Source organism: Wolbachia endosymbiont (group B) of Philonthus cognatus, assembly GCF_947179345.1.
Classification (GTDB): domain Bacteria; phylum Pseudomonadota; class Alphaproteobacteria; order Rickettsiales; family Anaplasmataceae; genus Wolbachia.
In genome coordinates this window covers 1,074,504-1,093,033 of sequence record NZ_CAMXBG010000002.1, presented here as the reverse complement: position 1 = coordinate 1,093,033, position 18,530 = coordinate 1,074,504, and the positions used below count along the sequence as shown (strand labels likewise).

The window sequence follows — 18,530 nt, the reverse complement described above, 5'->3', positions numbered from 1 at the left end:
TAGATTTTTAAATTTATTATTCTTCTTATAAAAGTACTTTTATTATAAAAATGACCTTTTTTCTCTTCCTTTTTCGGGTAAGGCTGATTTTTTAATTACCTAGGCGAAGTTACTTAATTTTTACACATCTATTGTAAAGTACAAAATCTGACTTTGGAATGAAAATGCTAGCTGATGCTTGGACTTTATTGATACTTACGCTACTTGAAACTATACTTGGCATAGACAATTTAATCTTTATTTCTCTAGCAATAGATAAGGTGCCAAATCTGCTGAGAGAAAGAGCCCGCCTTATAGGTTTTGGCTTAGCGCTATTGATGCGTTTTGTAATACTATTTTTTACATCATATATACTATCAATGCAAAAGCCTATATTTCACGCTGTATCGCTAGATATCTCAGTAAAGGATTTACTTATGATTGCAGGAGGGTTATTCCTTATTGTTAAAAGTTCTATAGAGTTATGGAGCGAAATTTTTGTACATAAGGAGAACAAAACAAAGGCAAATGTTAAATCACAATTTTTTTTAGTTGTGCTACAAATTATATTAATAGATTTAGTTTTTTCGGTTGATTCGATATTAACTGCCATAGCATTAACCCACAATATGATAATCATTGCCATAGCATTTACATTTTCCATACTAGCGATGCTATTTTCATCAAGTTATACCGCTCAGGTAATAAAATCCAACCCAAGCTTAAAAGTAATTGCCATTCTATTTATTTTACTCGTCGGTGTATATCTAACACTTGAAGGGCTTCACATAGAACTACCAAAAGCATATTTGTATTCTTCATTTATGTTTGCATTGCTTGTGGAAGTTATAAGCAAAATAAAGAAAATACAGCCTTGAAACTATTTTACACGAAGCAAAAATCCAATCAGTGCGTGACGTACAACTGTGCGAACATTTTCTAGCAGGAAGGTGTCATCCCAATGCTTGACACTGGGATCCATTTTTCCATCATCAAAAACATTGTATTTTTACATTACTTTTATGCTTACCAACTTAACTGGATGCCAGTGCCCAGACACTGGCATCCTACAGATAATGTTCATACAGCTGTGCGTCACACGCTCTACTGTCAAGCAGCTCCTTGCTGTTCATTTGTTGTTAAAACGGCAGATGGTTTCTCTGCTCCATCAACTTTAGTACTAGGCTTTAGTAATGCATATGTAGCACAACCAACTACCAGTGCTGCTGCTGTAACTGCAACCACTGCTATAACGATAGGTGTCAACTGAGCTGTAATTGTTCCAGTTGTAAAAAGTGCCACTGCTATAGCAGTGCCTAATAATCCAGTTACTCCACCGGCAATCTTTGCTTTATTACGTGCTTTTACAAAAGAGCCTCCTCCTGCGTCTAATAGAGCTTTTACTACGTCTTGACTCTTAGCATGATCTAAAGGAGTCTTTCCATCTTTATCTACTGCATTAACTTTTGCTCCTTCTTTGAGTAAAACCTCTACTATCTCTGTGTAAGCAGCAAAGTGCAAAGCAGTGTACCCACTTTTATCTCTCACATTAACATCTGCTCCTGCTCCGATTAAAACCTCTACTACCTCTTTGAAACCATACAAAGCAGGATAGTACAAAGCAGTGCGATCAAACCCATCTTTCGCATTAACATCTGCTTTTGCTCCGATTAAAACCTCTACTATCTCTTTGCGACCACGAATAGCAGCAGAGTGCAAAGCAGTGCGATCAAACCCATCTTTCGCATTAACATCTGCTTTTGCTCCGATTAAAAACCCTACTGTCTTTTTGTAACCATTCTCAGCAGCTATAATTAATAACGTCCACTTTTCGTATGGGTACATATCAAATACATGATTTACATCAAAATTACCTTTCTCCCACTCTTGATATAGATCTTGATTCTGTTTCTTTAGTTCTTCTTGTATTTTCTTAATTATATTATCTTTATTTAAATCTTTCTTAGCCTCAATCGTCCTCAGTACTGTTTTCAGTGATTCATATTCTCCTGTCATGATTTTACCTTCAATATCAAACTATATGTTTAATTATTCATGATTATGATAAAAAGTCAATTAAAACAAGCTAATAACTGGGATTGTGAATAGTAAATTAGATTCAAGTAGCCTCTGTGGTGTCATTCAACTTCGTTGTCATCCCAGTAATGGGATCCAGGAACCAGCGTCACGCGCTGGAATGACATTAAATAGTTTTCCTTAAAATTTGAGTTATGCAAGCAGCCTCTTTGGTATGATTCGAGTAGCTGAAACTGGAATGAAATTATTGCTACTCCCACTCAATAGTTGCTGGTGGCTTGGAAGTTAAATCATACACAACTCGATTTACTCCGGAAACTTTGTTAACAATTATACTACTGACGTCTTGCAAAAACCTCCAAAATACTAACGAATGTTGATCTTTATTTTCAAATGGAAATGCATCAGCTGTCATGCAATCAGATGAAGTCACAGCCCTTAAAGCGCAAACATATCCGTATGTACGATTATCTCCCATAACTCCCACAGTTTTTACTGGTAACAGTACAGCAAAAGCCTGCCATATTTTATCATACAGATCATAATTTTTCATTGTGTTGATATATATTTCATCTACTTCTTGCAATATTCGTACCTTTTCTTCATCAACCTCACCTATGATCCTCACTGCAAGTCCAGGCCCAGGAAATGGATGTTGAAATATTATCTCATCTGAAAGCCCAATTTCTTTGCCAAGCAGCCTTACTTCATCTTTAAAGAGATAGCGTAAAGGTTCTACTAGTTTCAGATTCATTTTTTCTGGCAACCCACCAACATTGTGATGAGATTTAATTGTACTAGTGTTTCCTGAAGCGTGCCCTGATTCAACTACATCAGAGTAAATGGTGCCTTGCATTAAAAAATCCACATCACCTATTTTTTTTGCCTCTTCTTCAAATACTTCGATAAAAGTATTGCCGATAATTTTTCGCTTTTCTTCCGGATCAGTTATTCCCCTTAACCTACTTAAAAACAAGTTTGATTTATCAACGTAATTTATTGGAATTTCTTTTAACATAGCAGTGGTCTGGCTCTTACGCAATAACCCAGTATCGATAAAAATACAGTTTAATTGTTTTCCTATAGCTTTGTGTGTAAGAACTGCTGCAACACTTGAATCAACCCCCCCACTTACTGCAGCAATTACTTTTTTCTCCCCTACTAAGTTTTGAATTTTTTCCTTCTGTTTTTCAATGAATGACTTCATTGTCCAATCTCTCTCACAATTTGCAATATCTAAGAAATTAGAGAGAAGTTTACTACCATTTGTCGTAGGTTTAACTTCAGGATGGAACTGAGTACAGTAAATCTTCCGCTGTTCGTTGGCAATTATTGAGATTGTTTGATTTATTATACCTGAGGCAATAGCAGTAAATCCTTGCGGTATAGTTTCGACACTGTCTGCATGGTTCATTAGCACATCGACTTCGGAATTAACGTTCCAAGTATCCTTTATAATTGGGGATTCTTTTAGTATCTTGATTTTAGTTTTGCCAAATTCCTGATTGAATTCTTTTCTTACCTTTGCCCCGAAATAATGACAAATGAGTTGCTGTCCATAACATATTCCAAGTATAGGAGTGTTTATTGTTTCGTTAAGTTTTATAATTTTATGTGCTACTTCACTTACTTCAGAGCAATTGTCATTTACAGATTGCGGTCCTCCAGAAAAAATAAATCCATTGAATTTTGATACTGTTTCGAAATCGATATTGCTTGGAAATATTTCACAGTAAACGCCCATTTCCCTGATTTGTCTTGCAATAAGCTGTGTAAACTGTGAACCAAAATCAATAACGGCAATTGCTGACAATGTGCTCCTCCATATTATTTAAAGCAATATTTGATAATAAAGAAAACAATAAAGTAAGTAAACTAAGACCTGTTTAAAAACTTTAATATATGACTAAAGCAACTTAAATTTACCGCAACAGATTTGTGATTAAGCTGTCTTAATTATCATTCTGATACTCTCTTCTTATCATAATAGCAACCCCAACATCTTTCCTTAAGTTGATGCCATTGCCTGAACGGATACGTTTAATATATATATAAATTCCTATCTTTTATATCTAATAAACCAAGTGTTGGTACGATTGTTGCTTTCAGGAAGATGACGTTTTCTACTGTCTTAGCCAGTTTTTTTGACTTTTGATGCAATAAGTTTTGGTTATCTTTTCTATGCTCTATAAGCCCACCAATTACCATAACTTCGCCGCTCTTAATTTTTAACGTAGAGTGCATTTCTCTGGTTTCAATAATTGGAATGTCACTATTTAATTTCATTTTATTCTGTTGTGCGACATATTCTATATTTGGGTCTTTAGTGTAATCGTTAATTCTTGATAAGGTTGGGTGTATATCCATGAATATTTCATTAGTATCAATGTTAATGCTTGGGTGGATTATTAACACCACACCTATTGGAGTGCTATTCATCTTGGTAATTAAGGCATGATTGGAGTTTCCGGTATCTTTCTGTATATCGGAAGTAAAATAGATATGGTTTTTAGTAAATGAAATCATTGCTTGCTGATTATTTATAGCATGTACTCTAGGGCTTGAAATTACGGTTGAAGTGCCAAATTTATTTAAAATTTTTACTAAATCTCCTAAATCACTCACACTAGAGTTAATTGCTAGGTCAATAATAGAGTTACCTTGATTTGTTATAGATTTGGTTTCATTATGCAAATCATTTAAGTTGATACCAGAAAGGTATTTATCGTCTAATAAAACTTCAACTATTTTGGCCTCGATCATTACTTGAGAAGACGCCAATTTCTTAACTTTATTAATATATTCTTCAACAGCTTTGTGAATATCTTTTCTAGCATTTAGAATAATGACACCAGCTTCTCTGTTGGATGAAAGAAACTCACCATCATCTACTCCGTTAACATCCATTATTGCATTTAAGCCTTTTTCTAATGAATTCCATAAATCACTACTATATTGAGATTTCATATAGTTTCTATCACCATCACTGTCGGTAATATTGTTACCAATGATAAAACTCCTTTGCGCAGAGTGTTGAATATTGATGAAGTCTACGTAATAATTTTGTGCATATGGCAAATCTTGTTCAATTCTAATTACACCATTATTCATTGAGTAACGCAATTTGGCGCTGTTGGCTATATTCTGAATTACTTCGTTTATGTTCTTATCTTTTAGCTTTAAAATAATATTACCTGATATTTTGGGATCTATGTCTAAGTTAACGTCAGAAAGTTTTCCTATCTCAATCAGTAAATCCTTTACTGGTACTTTTTCATCAACATTAATCGAAAGAAACTGATTACTGGTTGTAAGATCGGGAAACTCTACCGGTAAAGGTATCATTTCTGGTATTGCTGGTTCGTTATTCTTCAAAGGAGTATTATATTGTTGCAACGAATAATCGTGCTTATAATTGTCTATATTAACAGAATGTTGCTTGTTAGGTAGATGTGTACAAGAAATAATGAAAAGGAGTATTAAACATTTTAAAATAGCCATGAGGGCAGCATACAAATCTATACTAATAGTTTTCTATAAAAATGTTAAAAATGTATTTAATTGTATCCGTTCAGGGGAGTGGTTTAAGAAATGATAGATAGGAGATTATGAAAAGGGTTTAGCCGTATGGAAGTGGGATGAAAAGAAGCACTGGTTTCACATGCGTCTGAACAGACACCATTTTACAGCATTTTAAATTTGTCCTGTGCAATGTTTGTACAGTTGCGATAAAAATTACTTGACAAATTTTGACAGCTTTGTTATTTTGATAGTGAAGATATTCTAGAGCTCGAAATCTATCTTCGTCTGCAGACTTTTCAACTTCATTAATCTATAATCTCTAGTTAAAGTATATTGTACTTATGTATAGATAACTTCTATCATAGCTATATACATTTTTCTGAGTTTTTTTGTATTACTTAGGAGGATCATCATGTTTAAAATCATGGATTACGCATATCATTGACATAAATGCCTTAAAAGGACAGATGGTACCTATGTCCTCTTTATATAGATTATGTATCTGTTCAGATACGATTAAGCTGCGTCTAGTGCAGAAAAGACTAGATAACATTCAACCTTATATAGGATAATTATCAACGGAAACAAAATTATCCTCATTGTCATAATAGTAAAGATTTGCTTCTTGCGTATTATTAACAACAGTTTTTAATAGTACTTCCTTATCACTATTCCATGCAACTTTCTCCATAATTGGAATATAATCCTTACACTTTTGATTGTCTCCACAATCCTTGATTTTACCATCATCATTTAGATAACGCTTCAATGCATCATAGTATACTTTAGTGTTATTACCTTCTTTATCTATCATTTGTCCTAAGGTATTAACAAGTATCAATGGTGCAACTTGTTTTGCTTTTACAACACTTGTTTCACTGGACTCTTTAAAGAGATTAGGACATGCTCCTCTGGAAAAAAAGCTCTTGTTGAATTCTGGATTACTACGGTAAACGTTCGGGTAGCAGAAACTCTTAATCTCTTCTTCTTGACACGCTAACTCTATTTGATCATCGACACATTTTTCACATTCTATATTACCAAGCCAGGATATTGAATTAAGATCCTCTGTAAAGGCAAATTTAAAATTTACTGCACCATAATTACCATTTGCTCCCTCTTCTATATATTTTGCAATTTTAGAATTGCTGTACATCTCGGGATATAATTCCTTTAGTAAATCAGATGAACTAAAACCTTGACAACCTATCTTATTATCAACTTTATAAAAATGAGAATATGGCCCACAATTTTCATACTTGGAACAATCTGAGGTTACTTTTCGAGATGTAATTTCTCCATTTTCATTCCCTCCTTCATCAGTAACAGGTTTATCTATACCATTTCCTTTTTTACATTCTTCAGCTATTTTTTATACCACTTAGTCTCTGCTGATGATTGCTCTACATTTTAATTTCCGTTGCTGTTCACAACATTACACTCTGGAACTATATACCTAATATCGCATGCTGATTTCTCTCTTTATCTTCTGCAAATTAATTAAATGAAGGGCATTAAGTATCCACACTACTAAAAAAAGTGTGGTACAAAATATAAACATTGCAATGAGTGGCAGCAGTAAAGAACCTTCTATTGCTACTCCACCTTTTCTAAAAATACTTGCTGGCTGATGAAGAGTAGACCATAAATTCACAGAAAATTTTACTATGGGAATATTTATAGCACTAAAAATGGCAAATACTGCTGATGATTTCTCTGCTCTTGCTTGATTATCAAAAGCGCTCCACAATGAAAGATAACCAACATACAGAAAAAACAAAATCAGCATTGAAGTAAGCCTTGCATCCCATACCCACCAAGTACCCCATGTTCCTTTTCCCCAGACGCTACCTGTGATTAAGCATATTGCCGAAAAGACTGTCCCTGCAGGAGCAGCGGCATGTGCTAAGACACTAGCAACACTATTGTTCCATACCAACGAAATGAAACTGAGTGATGCAATGAGTCCGTATATTCCAAGAGCAAGCCATGCAGAAGGCACATGAAGATACATAATTCGTACAATTTCTCCTTGTTTATAATCTCCTGGGGAGAAGAATAATGCCAAGAACATTCCAATTAAAAAACATGCGAAACAAATAACCCCAAGCCAAGGTAGAGCTTTTTTAGCAAAAGAAGTGAAATTTGTAGGCTTTAATAAAAACATTCGTTTTGAGAATAATTGTGTTAAGAATTTATCAATTAGTTTGAGTTTTATCAACAAGATAGTTTTTCTATATTTACGTAGTATAATAAATTAGCACAATTTCAGTAGCAGATTGCTTGCTATTATTTTTATTATAACGTTGATGACCCTTAAAAAGCTTAACCTACACTTAGTGTCAGATTCAAGTGGTGAAACTGTTATATCAGTTGCAAAATCAGCTCTGAAACACTTTCGTTCTGTAGAAACGATCGAATATGTTTGGTCTTTCGTAAAAGGAGAAGAGCAGATTGACAAAATTTTAGAGGAAATTAATAGAAAAAGTGATGAGCATAATTTTGTTATATGCACTATTACTAATGATGAGCTAAGAAAATATCTAAAAAATAATTGTATAAAGCTAAAAATTCCCTACAGAGCGATATTATCACACATTATTAGGGAAATCTCATCCTATCTTGAAATTGAAAAAGACGAAAAACTTGACTTACATGCTGAGATAAATAACGAATATTTTCAGCGCATTGAGGCAATAAACTATACCATTAATCATGATGATGGACAAAATATTCAAGATATTGATAAAGCCGATATAATTTTGGTTGGAGTTTCACGCACATCAAAATCTCCCACCAGTATGTATTTAGCTTACCGAGGCTATAAAGTTGCAAATGTTCCTTTTGTTAGCGAGATACCCTTTTACGTCGACTTAGCAAAATTAAAAAATAAACTGACTATAGGAGTAACAATAGACGTAAGAAGGCTAATAGAAATACGCAAAAATAGACTGACTTCAATTAATAATGAAGGTAATAATATATATGCTGACCCTAGAAAAGTAGAAAAGGAAATTAAAGAAGCAGAGGAGTTCTTTAAGCAAAATAACTGGCCAATTATTGATGTCACGCAAAGGTCAATCGAAGAAGTATCAGCAACAATTATACAGTATTTTAATAAAATGTGAAAAATTTATCAATTGACTAACTCTCTGTCAGTGATCATAATGTAAGGTAATTCTATTCTTACTGTAGATATGAAAGTTAAAGGGTCACTAAAATCTCATCGTAACAGAGATAAAAATTGTAAAGTTGTGAAAAGGGGTGGTAAGGTTTATATTATAAATAAGGTAAAGCCAAGATGTAAAGCGCGTCAAGGTTCTTAGCTTTTTGTTTTCCTTTTTATGTCATATGTTTTTCATATGGAAGCATGGTTAGAAAGAAACAAAAATTGTTGCATAGCACTGCCCATTTCTTCTCTTACATTATATTTTGGTATTAACATGATTACAGGCAGACGTGGCTTGTTAACATTAATTAACTTAAAAAAAAGAAATTAATTACGTGCGTCAACAAGTCCATGAATTTTAGTTCCACCCTAAGCCCTCTTGAGCTTGAGAATTTTTTCTATATATAGGCTGAGCATGAATGACATCTGATCATCAATTATGCAAATCTTGTTGTGCATACTTAAGTCATTTTGCCAAAATTCCCTTTTTGCATCACCTTTTAAACCTCTTGTGTATACTTCTGTAATTGTGGTAAATTTTTGATCATTGGCAACCACTTCTCCACACTGCTTCCATACATATTCTCAACTTCTTCTCGCTTTTACTGTGTATTCCTTTTGTGCTCTTTAAAACGGTACCTTCTATATATATATATTTATTGTCATTAGGCTAAGTTACCGCTTTTTTTCCATTTTTATACTTCCTGCCCTTGATTAATTTGACCTGCTAACATTTTGTTTACAGGGCCTGCTATTAACTCTGCACAATTTATTCTTATGGTAAAAACTTCTTCTTCACTCTTATTTTTCCTTAACTTGACGCATATGGTTTGTTAAATACTCCCGTCTGTCAAGGAATTTCTACTCATGAAGGTTATGGCTTGAAAGATTACTGAAATTTTGAAAAATGTAGCCTACTTCTATATTCAAATATATCAAGCAGTAATTCAAAATTAGCTATTGTACCTTTTGCACTATTATATGCAAGGTTGAGCAATTCTCTGTCCTCATATAAATCAGCAAATTTAAACTCCATGCACCCTGATTGTTTTGTGCCTAGAATATCTCCGCTACCCCTCAGCATCATATCCTTTTCAGCAATATAAAATCCATCTTGTGACTCACACATAATCTTTAACTTTGAATACGAACTTTTACTGAGATTGTCATATAACAATACACAAAAAGACGGTTTATTTCCTCGTCCTACTCTACCTCTTAACTGATGTAATTGCGATAACCCGAACTGCTCTGCATTCTCTATAATCATAATAGTTGCATCTGGTACATCTATGCCAACTTCTATCACAGTAGTTGCAACAAGCAGAGAAAATTCATTCCTCTTGAAGGAAAACATCACTTGATCTTTCTGCTCTTGAGTTAGTTTTCCGTGTATTATTCCAACTCTATCAAAAAATGTCTTTTGTAGTTCCTGAAAGCGCATTTCTGCTGCGGCAATATTGAGTTCTTCGTTTTCTTCTATATATGGACAAATCCAATATGCTTTTTCGCCTCTATTTATAGCATCTTTCAGTCTTTGAATAATATCTGATACTTTTTTAACGTTCATAATAACGGTTTTTATTGGCAATCTAGATTTTAGTTTTTCCCTTAAAATAGAACATTCAACATCACCATACATAGCTTGCTGCAAGGTTCTTGGAATGGGAGTTGCAGTAACAAAAAGTATATCGGTATTTTCTCCTTTTCCTACCAACCGATTCCTCTGTATCACTCCAAATCGCTGTTGTTCGTCTATGACTGCGAGTCCTAAATTTTTAAATGTAACGTTGGCTTGAAATAATGCATGAGTACCAATTACTATATTTAAAATACCACTTGCAAGTTCGTTCATAATAATCTTTCTTTCCTTGCGCGCAGTTTTACCGGTAAGCAAAGCAACTTTTATATCAGTACAAGATAGAGCTTCTTCGATCCAATTATAATGTTGCTCAGCCAAGATAGTAGTTGGTGCCATTAGAGCTACTTGCATGTTATTTTCTACCACATTCAGCATCGCAAAGAGTGCAACTACAGTTTTGCCACTCCCAACGTCACCTTGCAGCAGACTTACCATGCGGTATCTGGATTTTTGTCTTTCTGAGATTTCATCTATCGCTCGAATTTGATCATTTGTTAATTGGAACGGTAATTCATTTAAGACCTGCTCTTTGTATTTACTCAATATTATAAATTCTTTTCCCTCTTTTTTTACATGATTTTCCCTTGCAAGCTTTAGTGCCAACTGGTACGCAAATAGCTCATCATAAGCAAGTCTTTCTCTGCAAACTTCTGCTTCTGCGAGTGAGCTCGGTCTGTGCAATCTTATGATGCTTTCTTTCCAATTCAGCCATTTCTTTTGCTTGATTAATGTTTCATCTATCCACTCTGGCAAATCAGGCAAATCTTTTAGATTAGAACTTATTATGTTTCTAATGCTCTTGTTAGTAATACCGCGACATAATTGGTAAACTGGCTCTATGCAGGCTATTTCTTTAAATTGATTGATATCAGATAACATATAATCTGGGTGAGTAATTTGCCAATGTTCGGCAAACTTTTCAAGTTTACCACTGATTACTATATCTGTTCCAACTGGAAATAATTTATACAAATATTTAACTGAGTAATTAAAAAAAACTATAAATAAATACTGACTTTCACTTTCAACGATTATTTTATATGGCCTACCTCTAACAGTGGGGCGCTGGTGCTCATACACTTTTGCCATAAAAGTTGTAAATTCTCCTACTTGAGCATCAGGTAGTGATTTACTTCTATCCACATAACTGAGCGGCCTATAAAACAGCAAGTCCATTACTCTGTCTCCACCGCAAAGTTTAGGCAATATTGCGGAATGAAACCTTGGTATATTCTCAATTTTACTATTTAGAAAAGTCAGCACACTTGACTGCTCATCAACATTCATACTGTGTAAAACCGTTTATTCATAATAGAGCCTTACTAAAATCCTGTCACCCTATTATGACTGTCTATGTTAAGTATATTATTGACATATTAACTATTTTTATGTATTATTATACTATCAGCAATTCATATCAAAGTATTAACAATGAACAACTCTATACAGGAAAAAAAGGGAAATCCAGTCGTTACACTAAAAGCTCAGGCAGAAAAGTTTGATTTTAGCAGGTTAAGAGCTGACAAAAACAACAAGTTAGCAACTACTGGAAAACAGATGTATGACGATTTTCGAAGAATGAGGTTTGTTATTAACAGCAAAAGTCTAGACGAAATTTTAATTGGTGCATTGATAGATGGAGTAGATCAACATAATTTTGATGAAGTTTGGGATAGACATTATAAAAAGCAAGAGATACCTGGCAATAAAAAAACCGACCAATATAAAGAGGAGTTTGAAAGGTTTTACAATCTAGGTAAAGGGTACACTCATCTATTACCAAAAAAAGGAGATAAAAACAATAATTATCGCCTAATTGCAAAAGAAGTTTTCAGGGAAATGTTCAAATATGCTGCAGCAAAAGTTCCAAGTGATCCTATTTTGGAAGAGTTAATCACCAGTTGTAACCAACTTGGTTATGATGGTAATTTATCTTTTCATGTTGATACACCTGCGTTGGCAAGCCACAACCTCGTAACTGGGGTTCTCAAGAAAACAATAAATATTAATTGCACTGAATCAAGTTATACAAAAATTGAATCTAAAATGTCTATATCTGTATTAGACTCTAACAAGACAAAGGAATATGAAAACTCAAAAGATGCAGCTATAGCTACTATACAAAGTTCAATCAAATTCACACTTCAGTATCAAGATGGGAAAGATGATGTAGTATATCAAGATGGCAAATTGTCACTTACTGTACCTCGAAAATTGAGAGATTATAAAACTGATGGCATAAGTTTATTTGATATTATTAAAGAATATTTCTACAAATTCTGCGAGAAGTTAGGGTTCAAGTTTGAAGTAGAAATAGAGCATGATTTAGGTGATCCGATGAGCTACCTCGAAGAGGTAGCTCTGCCCATTCATAGCAATGAACACAAAAATACACCCTAAAACTAACAATTAAAATATCTCAAGTTCTGTTAGCTTATTTGCATAGTCAGTTGTACTAGACGCAACTTAATCTGACAGAAAAACTAATGTCAATCTCTATGTTTGATGCTACTAATATTTTTCTAAAAAGCAATATGCTTGCTATCAAGAAAAGTCTGCATAGCAATATTTACCTAAATGAGGCCTTGTCTCAATTCCTAAATATAGCTGTGATTTTCTGGTTTATCATAGCCCATATCAGTCAAAATGTGCGATAATAGCACCATCAAAGAAAGATATATTAAAAAGATTAGCGGCAGTAATTGCAGTTTTCTCTGTTTGCCATAGCAACTCTTGAGTAGGTATCAATAATAATGATAATCTATATATCTGCTATAAAACCTCGAGATCCGTAGAATAGGGCTGACTAAGGTTCTCATACATTCCTGTATGCTGAGAACATAAAAGCTCTTTTGATTCTATTCCTAAATCCTCAAGTATTTGTTCCTGTTCAGCTATAAGTTCTAATAGCCCTGTTCCACTTTCACTTACTTCACTTCGTTCAAGACACATAAGTTCTGTTAACTCTGCTATGTCTTCTCTAGAAAGCTGATTTTTTTCAGAAAAAGTTGCTTCACTCATATGGTCCTCTTTTTGATATAAAGAGTATCTTATACAAGAGAATAACTAAAATAATCTAAACTCTTGTGTCATATTTGTAGCTTGGTGTAGTTATATGGTACATTTCAGATAAGAGTACTGATTATCTAATTGTAGGAGAAGACCTAGTCAAAATATAAAAAAGCAGTGGAATTGGGGGTGGTAAATTCAGAAGTGTCTGAATAACTGTGTGAACTAAGTTCGGAGGAGAATAGTATCAAGAAAGGAGAAAATTATATGGTCTTACCTTTATTGATGTATTAATTGAGAAGAGTTCTTAAAAGTTAATGTTTTGTTAGTTGTTTCATACTAAAATAGGCATATATAAATAATTAGGAGAATGTTATGCGGTCTAATTCCAATTCACTTAATAAATACGGATATGTATCTGATGCAAATGGATTGTCTCACCAACAAATGGGAATGTATGATGATTTAGGGAGATATGAAGTTGCTGATGAAGATATGATGTACCAAAAAAACTATGGTATTATTGGTGATAGTTTAAAAAAAATAACAAATCTGACTGGAGATACAGCAAAGAGTATAGCAGATTACCTTATTAAACCTGTTAGTGATCAGGTTGCAAAGCAAATCGTTGTTCCATTAGGAACGGAGATTATAAGTAAAATTGTCGTACCTATTACAAAGAAAGTTGCAGAACAAAATCAAGACATGATAAAAGAGCTAACAGATAAACTCATGGTTCGCGTGGAAGATTTTGCTCGGTTACAAATAGAAAAATTAAAAGAAGACGTGAAGCAAGAGATAACATCAATACCAGGTAAAGTTTTAGAGAAGATAAAACCTTCTTCATGGCTTCCATGGAAAGCAGAAAGTTTGGATGAAGCTTATTCTGACACTTATGTACCAAATGATATAGATGAATTTGCATGGTAGAGCTTCAAGGTTTAGCAAAATGTTTTTTGGTTTATATTTGCTTGAGGTTAACATCATTGGCATTAAGCTTTTTTTAATGCTAAATGATCTTACTGTATATCTACAAATTCTTCCTGTGATTTTCAATTCTAGAAGTTATGCTTAAATTATAATATCTACCAAAAAAATAGTCATTTTGCTTGGATATTTGATATAATTTAGATCTATTAAAGCAAAAGCATGAATGAAGTAATAACATTTGGTTGTCGTCTAAATTTCTACGAGAGTGAGTTAATCAAAGAAGCATTAAAAAAAGCAAAGAGAGAAAATGTTGTTGTAGTGCATAGCTGTGCAGTGACAAACGAAGCAGAACGCCAAGTGAAGCAAAAAATACGTAAGATCTATAAAAACGACCCAAGTAAAGAAATTATCGTAGTTGGCTGTGCCGTTCAATTAGATCCTAAATCATATAGTGATATTCCTGGTGTAAGTAAAGTGCTAGGTAATCAAGACAAGCTCAGAGCTGAAAATTATCTACTAAATAATGATGAAATCTTAGTCATTGATAACCAAGTAGAACCTATTCTCATTAATGGATTTGAAGATAAATCAAGGGCATTTATTGAAATTCAAAATGGTTGTAATCATAGTTGTACATTTTGCTCAATTACTGAGGCAAGAGGAAATAATCGATCTGTGCCAGTAAACAATATTATAGAGCAAATTAAGATTTTTATAGAAAATGGGTATCAAGAAGTGGTGTTTACAGGTGTTGATATTACTGACTTTGGTACAGATTTGTTTGGTAAGCAATCACTCAGTTCAATGATTAGAAGAGTTTTAAAGGATATACCACAGTTAAAGAGACTAAGACTTTCCTCTATTGATGTTGCTGAAGTTGATGATGAACTAATGGATTTAATAGCTAATGAGTCAAGACTTATGCCTCACTTACACTTGAGTCTACAGTCTGGTAATAATTTAATACTAAAGAGAATGAAACGTCGTCACAATAGAGAACAAGTGATAGAATTTTGTCATAAAATGAAGACCTTAAGACCTAATATAGCATTTGGCGCTGATATTATTGCTGGATTTCCAACAGAAACTGATGAAATGTTTCAGGATACAGTTGATTTACTGAAAAAAATAAATGTAGTTTATCTACATGCTTTTCCATATTCAGAGCGGAAAAACACACCTGCTGCACGGATGCCACAAATATCAGAGAATGTACGTAAAGAACGAGTAAAGCATCTAAGAGAAATAAATAAAGAAATGATGAGCAGTTTTTATCAATCTTTGCTCGGCACTGAGCAAAGCGTTTTGGTTGAGCAGAATAATATTGGTAGAACAGAAAATTTTGCATTAATAAAACTTACATCAAGAGTTCAAGCTAAAAGTATTGTGAAAGCTCATGTTAAAGGAATAGAAAATAATTGTTTAATTGGAAATATTATTTCTTAATTTTTGTACATTAAAGGAATATATGATATAGTAGTTATACTATAAGTGATAATTCATTTATGATAATTAGAATATCTATTGCTTTATTTTTCATCTTCATTCCGTGTGTCTATTTTTTTATTACTTATATCAGTAACAATACACACATTGAGCAAGTGCAGCCCTTAAAATTAGAAACGGACAATAATGAAAGTGTGATACATTCTGAAGAAGTTACTGAAAAAGAAGTGCCAATAAAATGTCAAGAACTTGAAAGTAGTTCACCTTCTGTTTTCCAAGTAGCTAATCAGAAAAATATGTGGCCAAGTATTGCAGATCAAGCTAAACCTACAAAGGAAAAATCAAAAAAACTTGGTTTCTATGTTAGTGCTAATGGTGGTAAGATATATTCTGATAGCTCAGAAGTATTTGTGAAGGGTATACGTGCAATAGGAAAAAGAGTTCTTGCTTTAGCTGAGGGCCGTTATGGTGGTTTTCTTTTAGACCTATTCTTAGGAGATGAAATTAAAAACATAAAAAAATTTAACGGTAAAATTGATTTTCAGTGGCTTAGCAGCATATCTGTAGGTTACTATGCTGGAGAAAATGGCCGAGTTGATTTTGAGACCATGTATTCTAAAGTCAATATTGAAGATAGTAACTCTCCTCCGGTATTTGATAAATCAGCAAGTGTATCTGCATTCTTATTAAATTTTTACTATAACCCTAATGTTCAAAATACTCAATTTGCTCCGTATATTGGTCTTGGTATAGGATCAACAGTTTTTAGATTAAAAAGGATTGATAAATCATCTAAAAATTTAATGCCACTGAATGTTCCTTGGCTTGTTTATCAAATAAAGCTTGGTGTTGATTACTCAGTAATTCCAGAAGTTAAAACCTTTCTCGGCTATCGTTACTTTAATATTCCAACACCTATTGCAGACGATATATCCACTCATAATATTGAAGTTGGTTTGATGTTTAATTTTTAGTAATAATATCTTTTCAATTCTAATATCCTGATTTCCATTCAGAAATTTGATAAATCTATCCATATCTTTAATCTTATGGCCATATCCTTTGTGATAGCCTGAAGATGGTTTCTGTTTCTTTTTTCCTTTTCCTCCACAAATATATTGGTTTTATGCTCACTAAATTGGTGAGCATGTTACAACGTTTTTGACGACGAAAAGACTGGATAGCTACTTTCATGACAACCATTTAGTTGTCTTTTCTCGTCTATCTTATTTTGTCACTTTGCTGAACAGATACTAAAGTACTAGCTTTTGTGGGTTGATGCACAATTCTATCAGAAGTTTTGTGACTATAATTGCAGAAAACATCGAGCATAAAACTCCTATCGATAAAGTGATAGAAAATCCTCTAATTGCTCCGCTACCAATAATGAACATTATTCCTGAAGCAATTAGTGTAGTGAGGTTTGAATCAAGGATTGTTTTTATTGCGTTTTTAAATCCTTCTTCAATTGCACGAACCGTTCTTTTTCCTGCTCTTATTTCTTCGCGAATGCGTTCAAATATTAAAACATTTGCATCTACCGACATGCCAACAGTTAGAGCAATGCCAGCAATTCCAGGGAGAGTAAGAGTTGCTTCAAGTAAGGTAAGAATGAGTAGTATAGAGATTACATTAAAAACGAGTGCAACAGACGCTAATAAGCCTAATTTGCCGTAAGTAATGATTATAGATAAACCAACGGCTATGATAGAGATTATTGCTGCAATTTCTCCTGCTTTTATTGACTCTTCTCCAAGGCTTGGACCAATGTTTTTTTCTTCAATTATTTTAAGTGGTGCAGGTAGTGCACCTGATTTTAAAAGTATTGCAAGTTCACTCGCTTGTTTTTCAGTGAAATTACCGCTAATTTCTCCCTCTCCATTTAGAATAGGTTCACGTATTGTTGGTACAGTTAAGACTGTGTTATCTAAAACAATTGCAAAAGGCTTTCCTACATTTTCTTTAGTAATTTTTGCAAATTTTTTGCTTGCTATGCTGTCGAATTTGAAATGTACTGTTGGTTTACCTAAATTGCCAAATCTAACTGATGCGTTAACTAATGAATCACCGCCTATTTCAGTTTTGCGGAATATCGGGTAGGAATTACCCAAAGAATCCTTGAGCATAATCGTAGTGTCATGATCGATATCTTGCATTTTAGCTACATTGGTGTTTGCCAAATGGAAGGCCAGCTTGGCTGTTTTGCCAAGCAGAGATTTTATCTGCTGAGTGTCTTCTACTCCAGGAACTTGGACTAATATCTTATTTTGTCCTTGTTTTTGCACACTTACTTCCTTAGTACCAAGCTTATCTAAGCGTCTTTGAACATTAACTATTGACTCTGAAACTACTTCATTGATTAATGAATTCTTATAATGCGGTTTATATGAAATGAAAATTGCAGTATTTTTTCTACTCAATTCTAAATTTGGGTTTATTTTATGTATTAACGTTGAAACTTTTTTGTAATCATCAATATTATTTAAAGTTACAACCACTTGTTTATCGTTTTTTGCGCTAAATTCAATCTTTTGTGTTAACAGACCTTCTTTTATTTCATCGGTTAGCATGCTTAGTTTCTCTTTGAAGTAAAAATCTAAGTCTACATTTAGAAGCAGAGATGATCCACCTTTCAGGTCAAGCCCTAAATTTATTCTCTTTTTTGAGGTAAAGAACTTATTATCAATAAAATTTGGCAGTATTATATATAAGGACAGCAAAAAAATTAGTAACACTGAAAGAGATTTAACTATTATCTTGTTTGGCATAAATTTAAACTATATTAGTGCATTGTAG

16 protein-coding genes are annotated in these 18,530 nt (G+C 33.4%); 7 read left to right on the top strand and 9 right to left on the bottom strand.

All coding sequences use genetic code 11. The features are described from left to right. Window positions 1-164: 164 nt before the first annotated feature. On the top strand, window positions 165-857 hold the full coding sequence (locus tag ONG78_RS06970) for a TerC family protein (protein WP_264378000.1): 693 nt from the start codon (window positions 165-167) through the stop codon (window positions 855-857). A gap of 232 nt (window positions 858-1,089) precedes the next feature. Here the strand turns inward: ONG78_RS06970 and ONG78_RS06965 are convergent, their stop codons facing one another. The 5 genes from ONG78_RS06965 to ccmC form a co-directional block, all read right to left on the bottom strand. Further along, entirely contained in the window at window positions 1,090-1,995 is a 906-nt protein-coding gene (locus ONG78_RS06965) for an ankyrin repeat domain-containing protein (protein ID WP_264377999.1), read from the bottom strand. 271 nt (window positions 1,996-2,266) lie between these two features. Further along, window positions 2,267-3,829 carry a glutamine-hydrolyzing GMP synthase gene (gene guaA, locus ONG78_RS06960; protein ID WP_264377998.1) on the bottom strand — a complete coding sequence of 521 codons (1,563 nt, stop codon included), beginning with the start codon at window positions 3,827-3,829 and terminating at the stop codon, window positions 2,267-2,269. A 227-nt stretch (window positions 3,830-4,056) separates the two neighbouring features. Continuing rightward, window positions 4,057-5,517 carry a type II secretion system protein GspD gene (locus tag ONG78_RS06955; RefSeq protein WP_264377997.1) on the bottom strand — a complete coding sequence of 487 codons (1,461 nt, stop codon included), beginning with the start codon at window positions 5,515-5,517 and terminating at the stop codon, window positions 4,057-4,059. A 580-nt stretch (window positions 5,518-6,097) separates the two neighbouring features. Beyond that, on the bottom strand, window positions 6,098-6,694 hold the full coding sequence (locus ONG78_RS06950) for a hypothetical protein (protein ID WP_264377996.1): 597 nt from the start codon (window positions 6,692-6,694) through the stop codon (window positions 6,098-6,100). Between the two features lie 300 nt (window positions 6,695-6,994). After that, the gene (gene ccmC / locus ONG78_RS06945; protein WP_264377995.1) at window positions 6,995-7,705 is read right to left on the bottom strand and encodes a heme ABC transporter permease CcmC; all 711 of its coding nucleotides are present in this window, start codon (window positions 7,703-7,705) and stop codon (window positions 6,995-6,997) included. Between the two features lie 142 nt (window positions 7,706-7,847). Between ccmC and ONG78_RS06940 the strand changes: the two genes are divergently transcribed. Both ONG78_RS06940 and ykgO read left to right on the top strand, forming a co-directional pair. Then, entirely contained in the window at window positions 7,848-8,666 is an 819-nt protein-coding gene (locus ONG78_RS06940) for a pyruvate, water dikinase regulatory protein (RefSeq protein WP_264375245.1), read from the top strand. A 69-nt stretch (window positions 8,667-8,735) separates the two neighbouring features. After that, window positions 8,736-8,864, top strand: coding sequence for a type B 50S ribosomal protein L36 (gene ykgO, locus ONG78_RS06935; protein WP_006015378.1), 129 nt, complete (start codon window positions 8,736-8,738; stop codon window positions 8,862-8,864). A gap of 212 nt (window positions 8,865-9,076) precedes the next feature. Here ykgO and ONG78_RS06930 read toward each other — a convergent pair whose 3' ends face one another. Continuing rightward, the gene (locus ONG78_RS06930) at window positions 9,077-9,265 is read right to left on the bottom strand and encodes a hypothetical protein (protein WP_264377994.1); all 189 of its coding nucleotides are present in this window, start codon (window positions 9,263-9,265) and stop codon (window positions 9,077-9,079) included. Between the two features lie 331 nt (window positions 9,266-9,596). Next, window positions 9,597-11,636, bottom strand: a complete 2,040-nt coding sequence (gene recG, locus ONG78_RS06925) for an ATP-dependent DNA helicase RecG (protein ID WP_319606851.1) — start codon at window positions 11,634-11,636, stop codon at window positions 9,597-9,599. 144 nt (window positions 11,637-11,780) lie between these two features. On the opposite strand from recG, the gene ONG78_RS06920 reads away from it, so the two are divergent. After that, window positions 11,781-12,749: a hypothetical protein gene (locus ONG78_RS06920; RefSeq protein WP_264377992.1), complete on the top strand. Its 969-nt coding sequence runs from the start codon at window positions 11,781-11,783 to the stop codon at window positions 12,747-12,749. Window positions 12,750-13,121: 372 nt separating this feature from the next. Here the strand turns inward: ONG78_RS06920 and ONG78_RS06915 are convergent, their stop codons facing one another. Further along, the gene (locus tag ONG78_RS06915) at window positions 13,122-13,370 is read right to left on the bottom strand and encodes a hypothetical protein (RefSeq protein WP_007301923.1); all 249 of its coding nucleotides are present in this window, start codon (window positions 13,368-13,370) and stop codon (window positions 13,122-13,124) included. A 363-nt stretch (window positions 13,371-13,733) separates the two neighbouring features. Here ONG78_RS06915 and ONG78_RS06910 point away from each other — a divergent pair, with 363 nt between their 5' ends. The 3 genes from ONG78_RS06910 to ONG78_RS06900 all read left to right on the top strand — a co-directional run bounded on the left by ONG78_RS06910 (window position 13,734) and on the right by ONG78_RS06900 (window position 16,708). Continuing rightward, complete coding sequence (locus ONG78_RS06910; RefSeq protein WP_264377991.1) at window positions 13,734-14,288, top strand: hypothetical protein; 555 nt, start codon at window positions 13,734-13,736, stop codon at window positions 14,286-14,288. Between the two features lie 219 nt (window positions 14,289-14,507). After that, window positions 14,508-15,734: a tRNA (N(6)-L-threonylcarbamoyladenosine(37)-C(2))-methylthiotransferase MtaB gene (gene mtaB, locus ONG78_RS06905; protein WP_264377990.1), complete on the top strand. Its 1,227-nt coding sequence runs from the start codon at window positions 14,508-14,510 to the stop codon at window positions 15,732-15,734. A 59-nt stretch (window positions 15,735-15,793) separates the two neighbouring features. Then, a complete protein-coding gene (locus ONG78_RS06900; protein ID WP_264374928.1) occupies window positions 15,794-16,708 on the top strand; it encodes an outer membrane protein in 915 nt (304 codons plus the stop codon). A 279-nt stretch (window positions 16,709-16,987) separates the two neighbouring features. On the opposite strand, the gene secD is transcribed toward ONG78_RS06900, so the two are convergent. Beyond that, entirely contained in the window at window positions 16,988-18,502 is a 1,515-nt protein-coding gene (gene secD, locus ONG78_RS06895) for a protein translocase subunit SecD (protein ID WP_264377989.1), read from the bottom strand. Window positions 18,503-18,530: the final 28 nt, after the last annotated feature.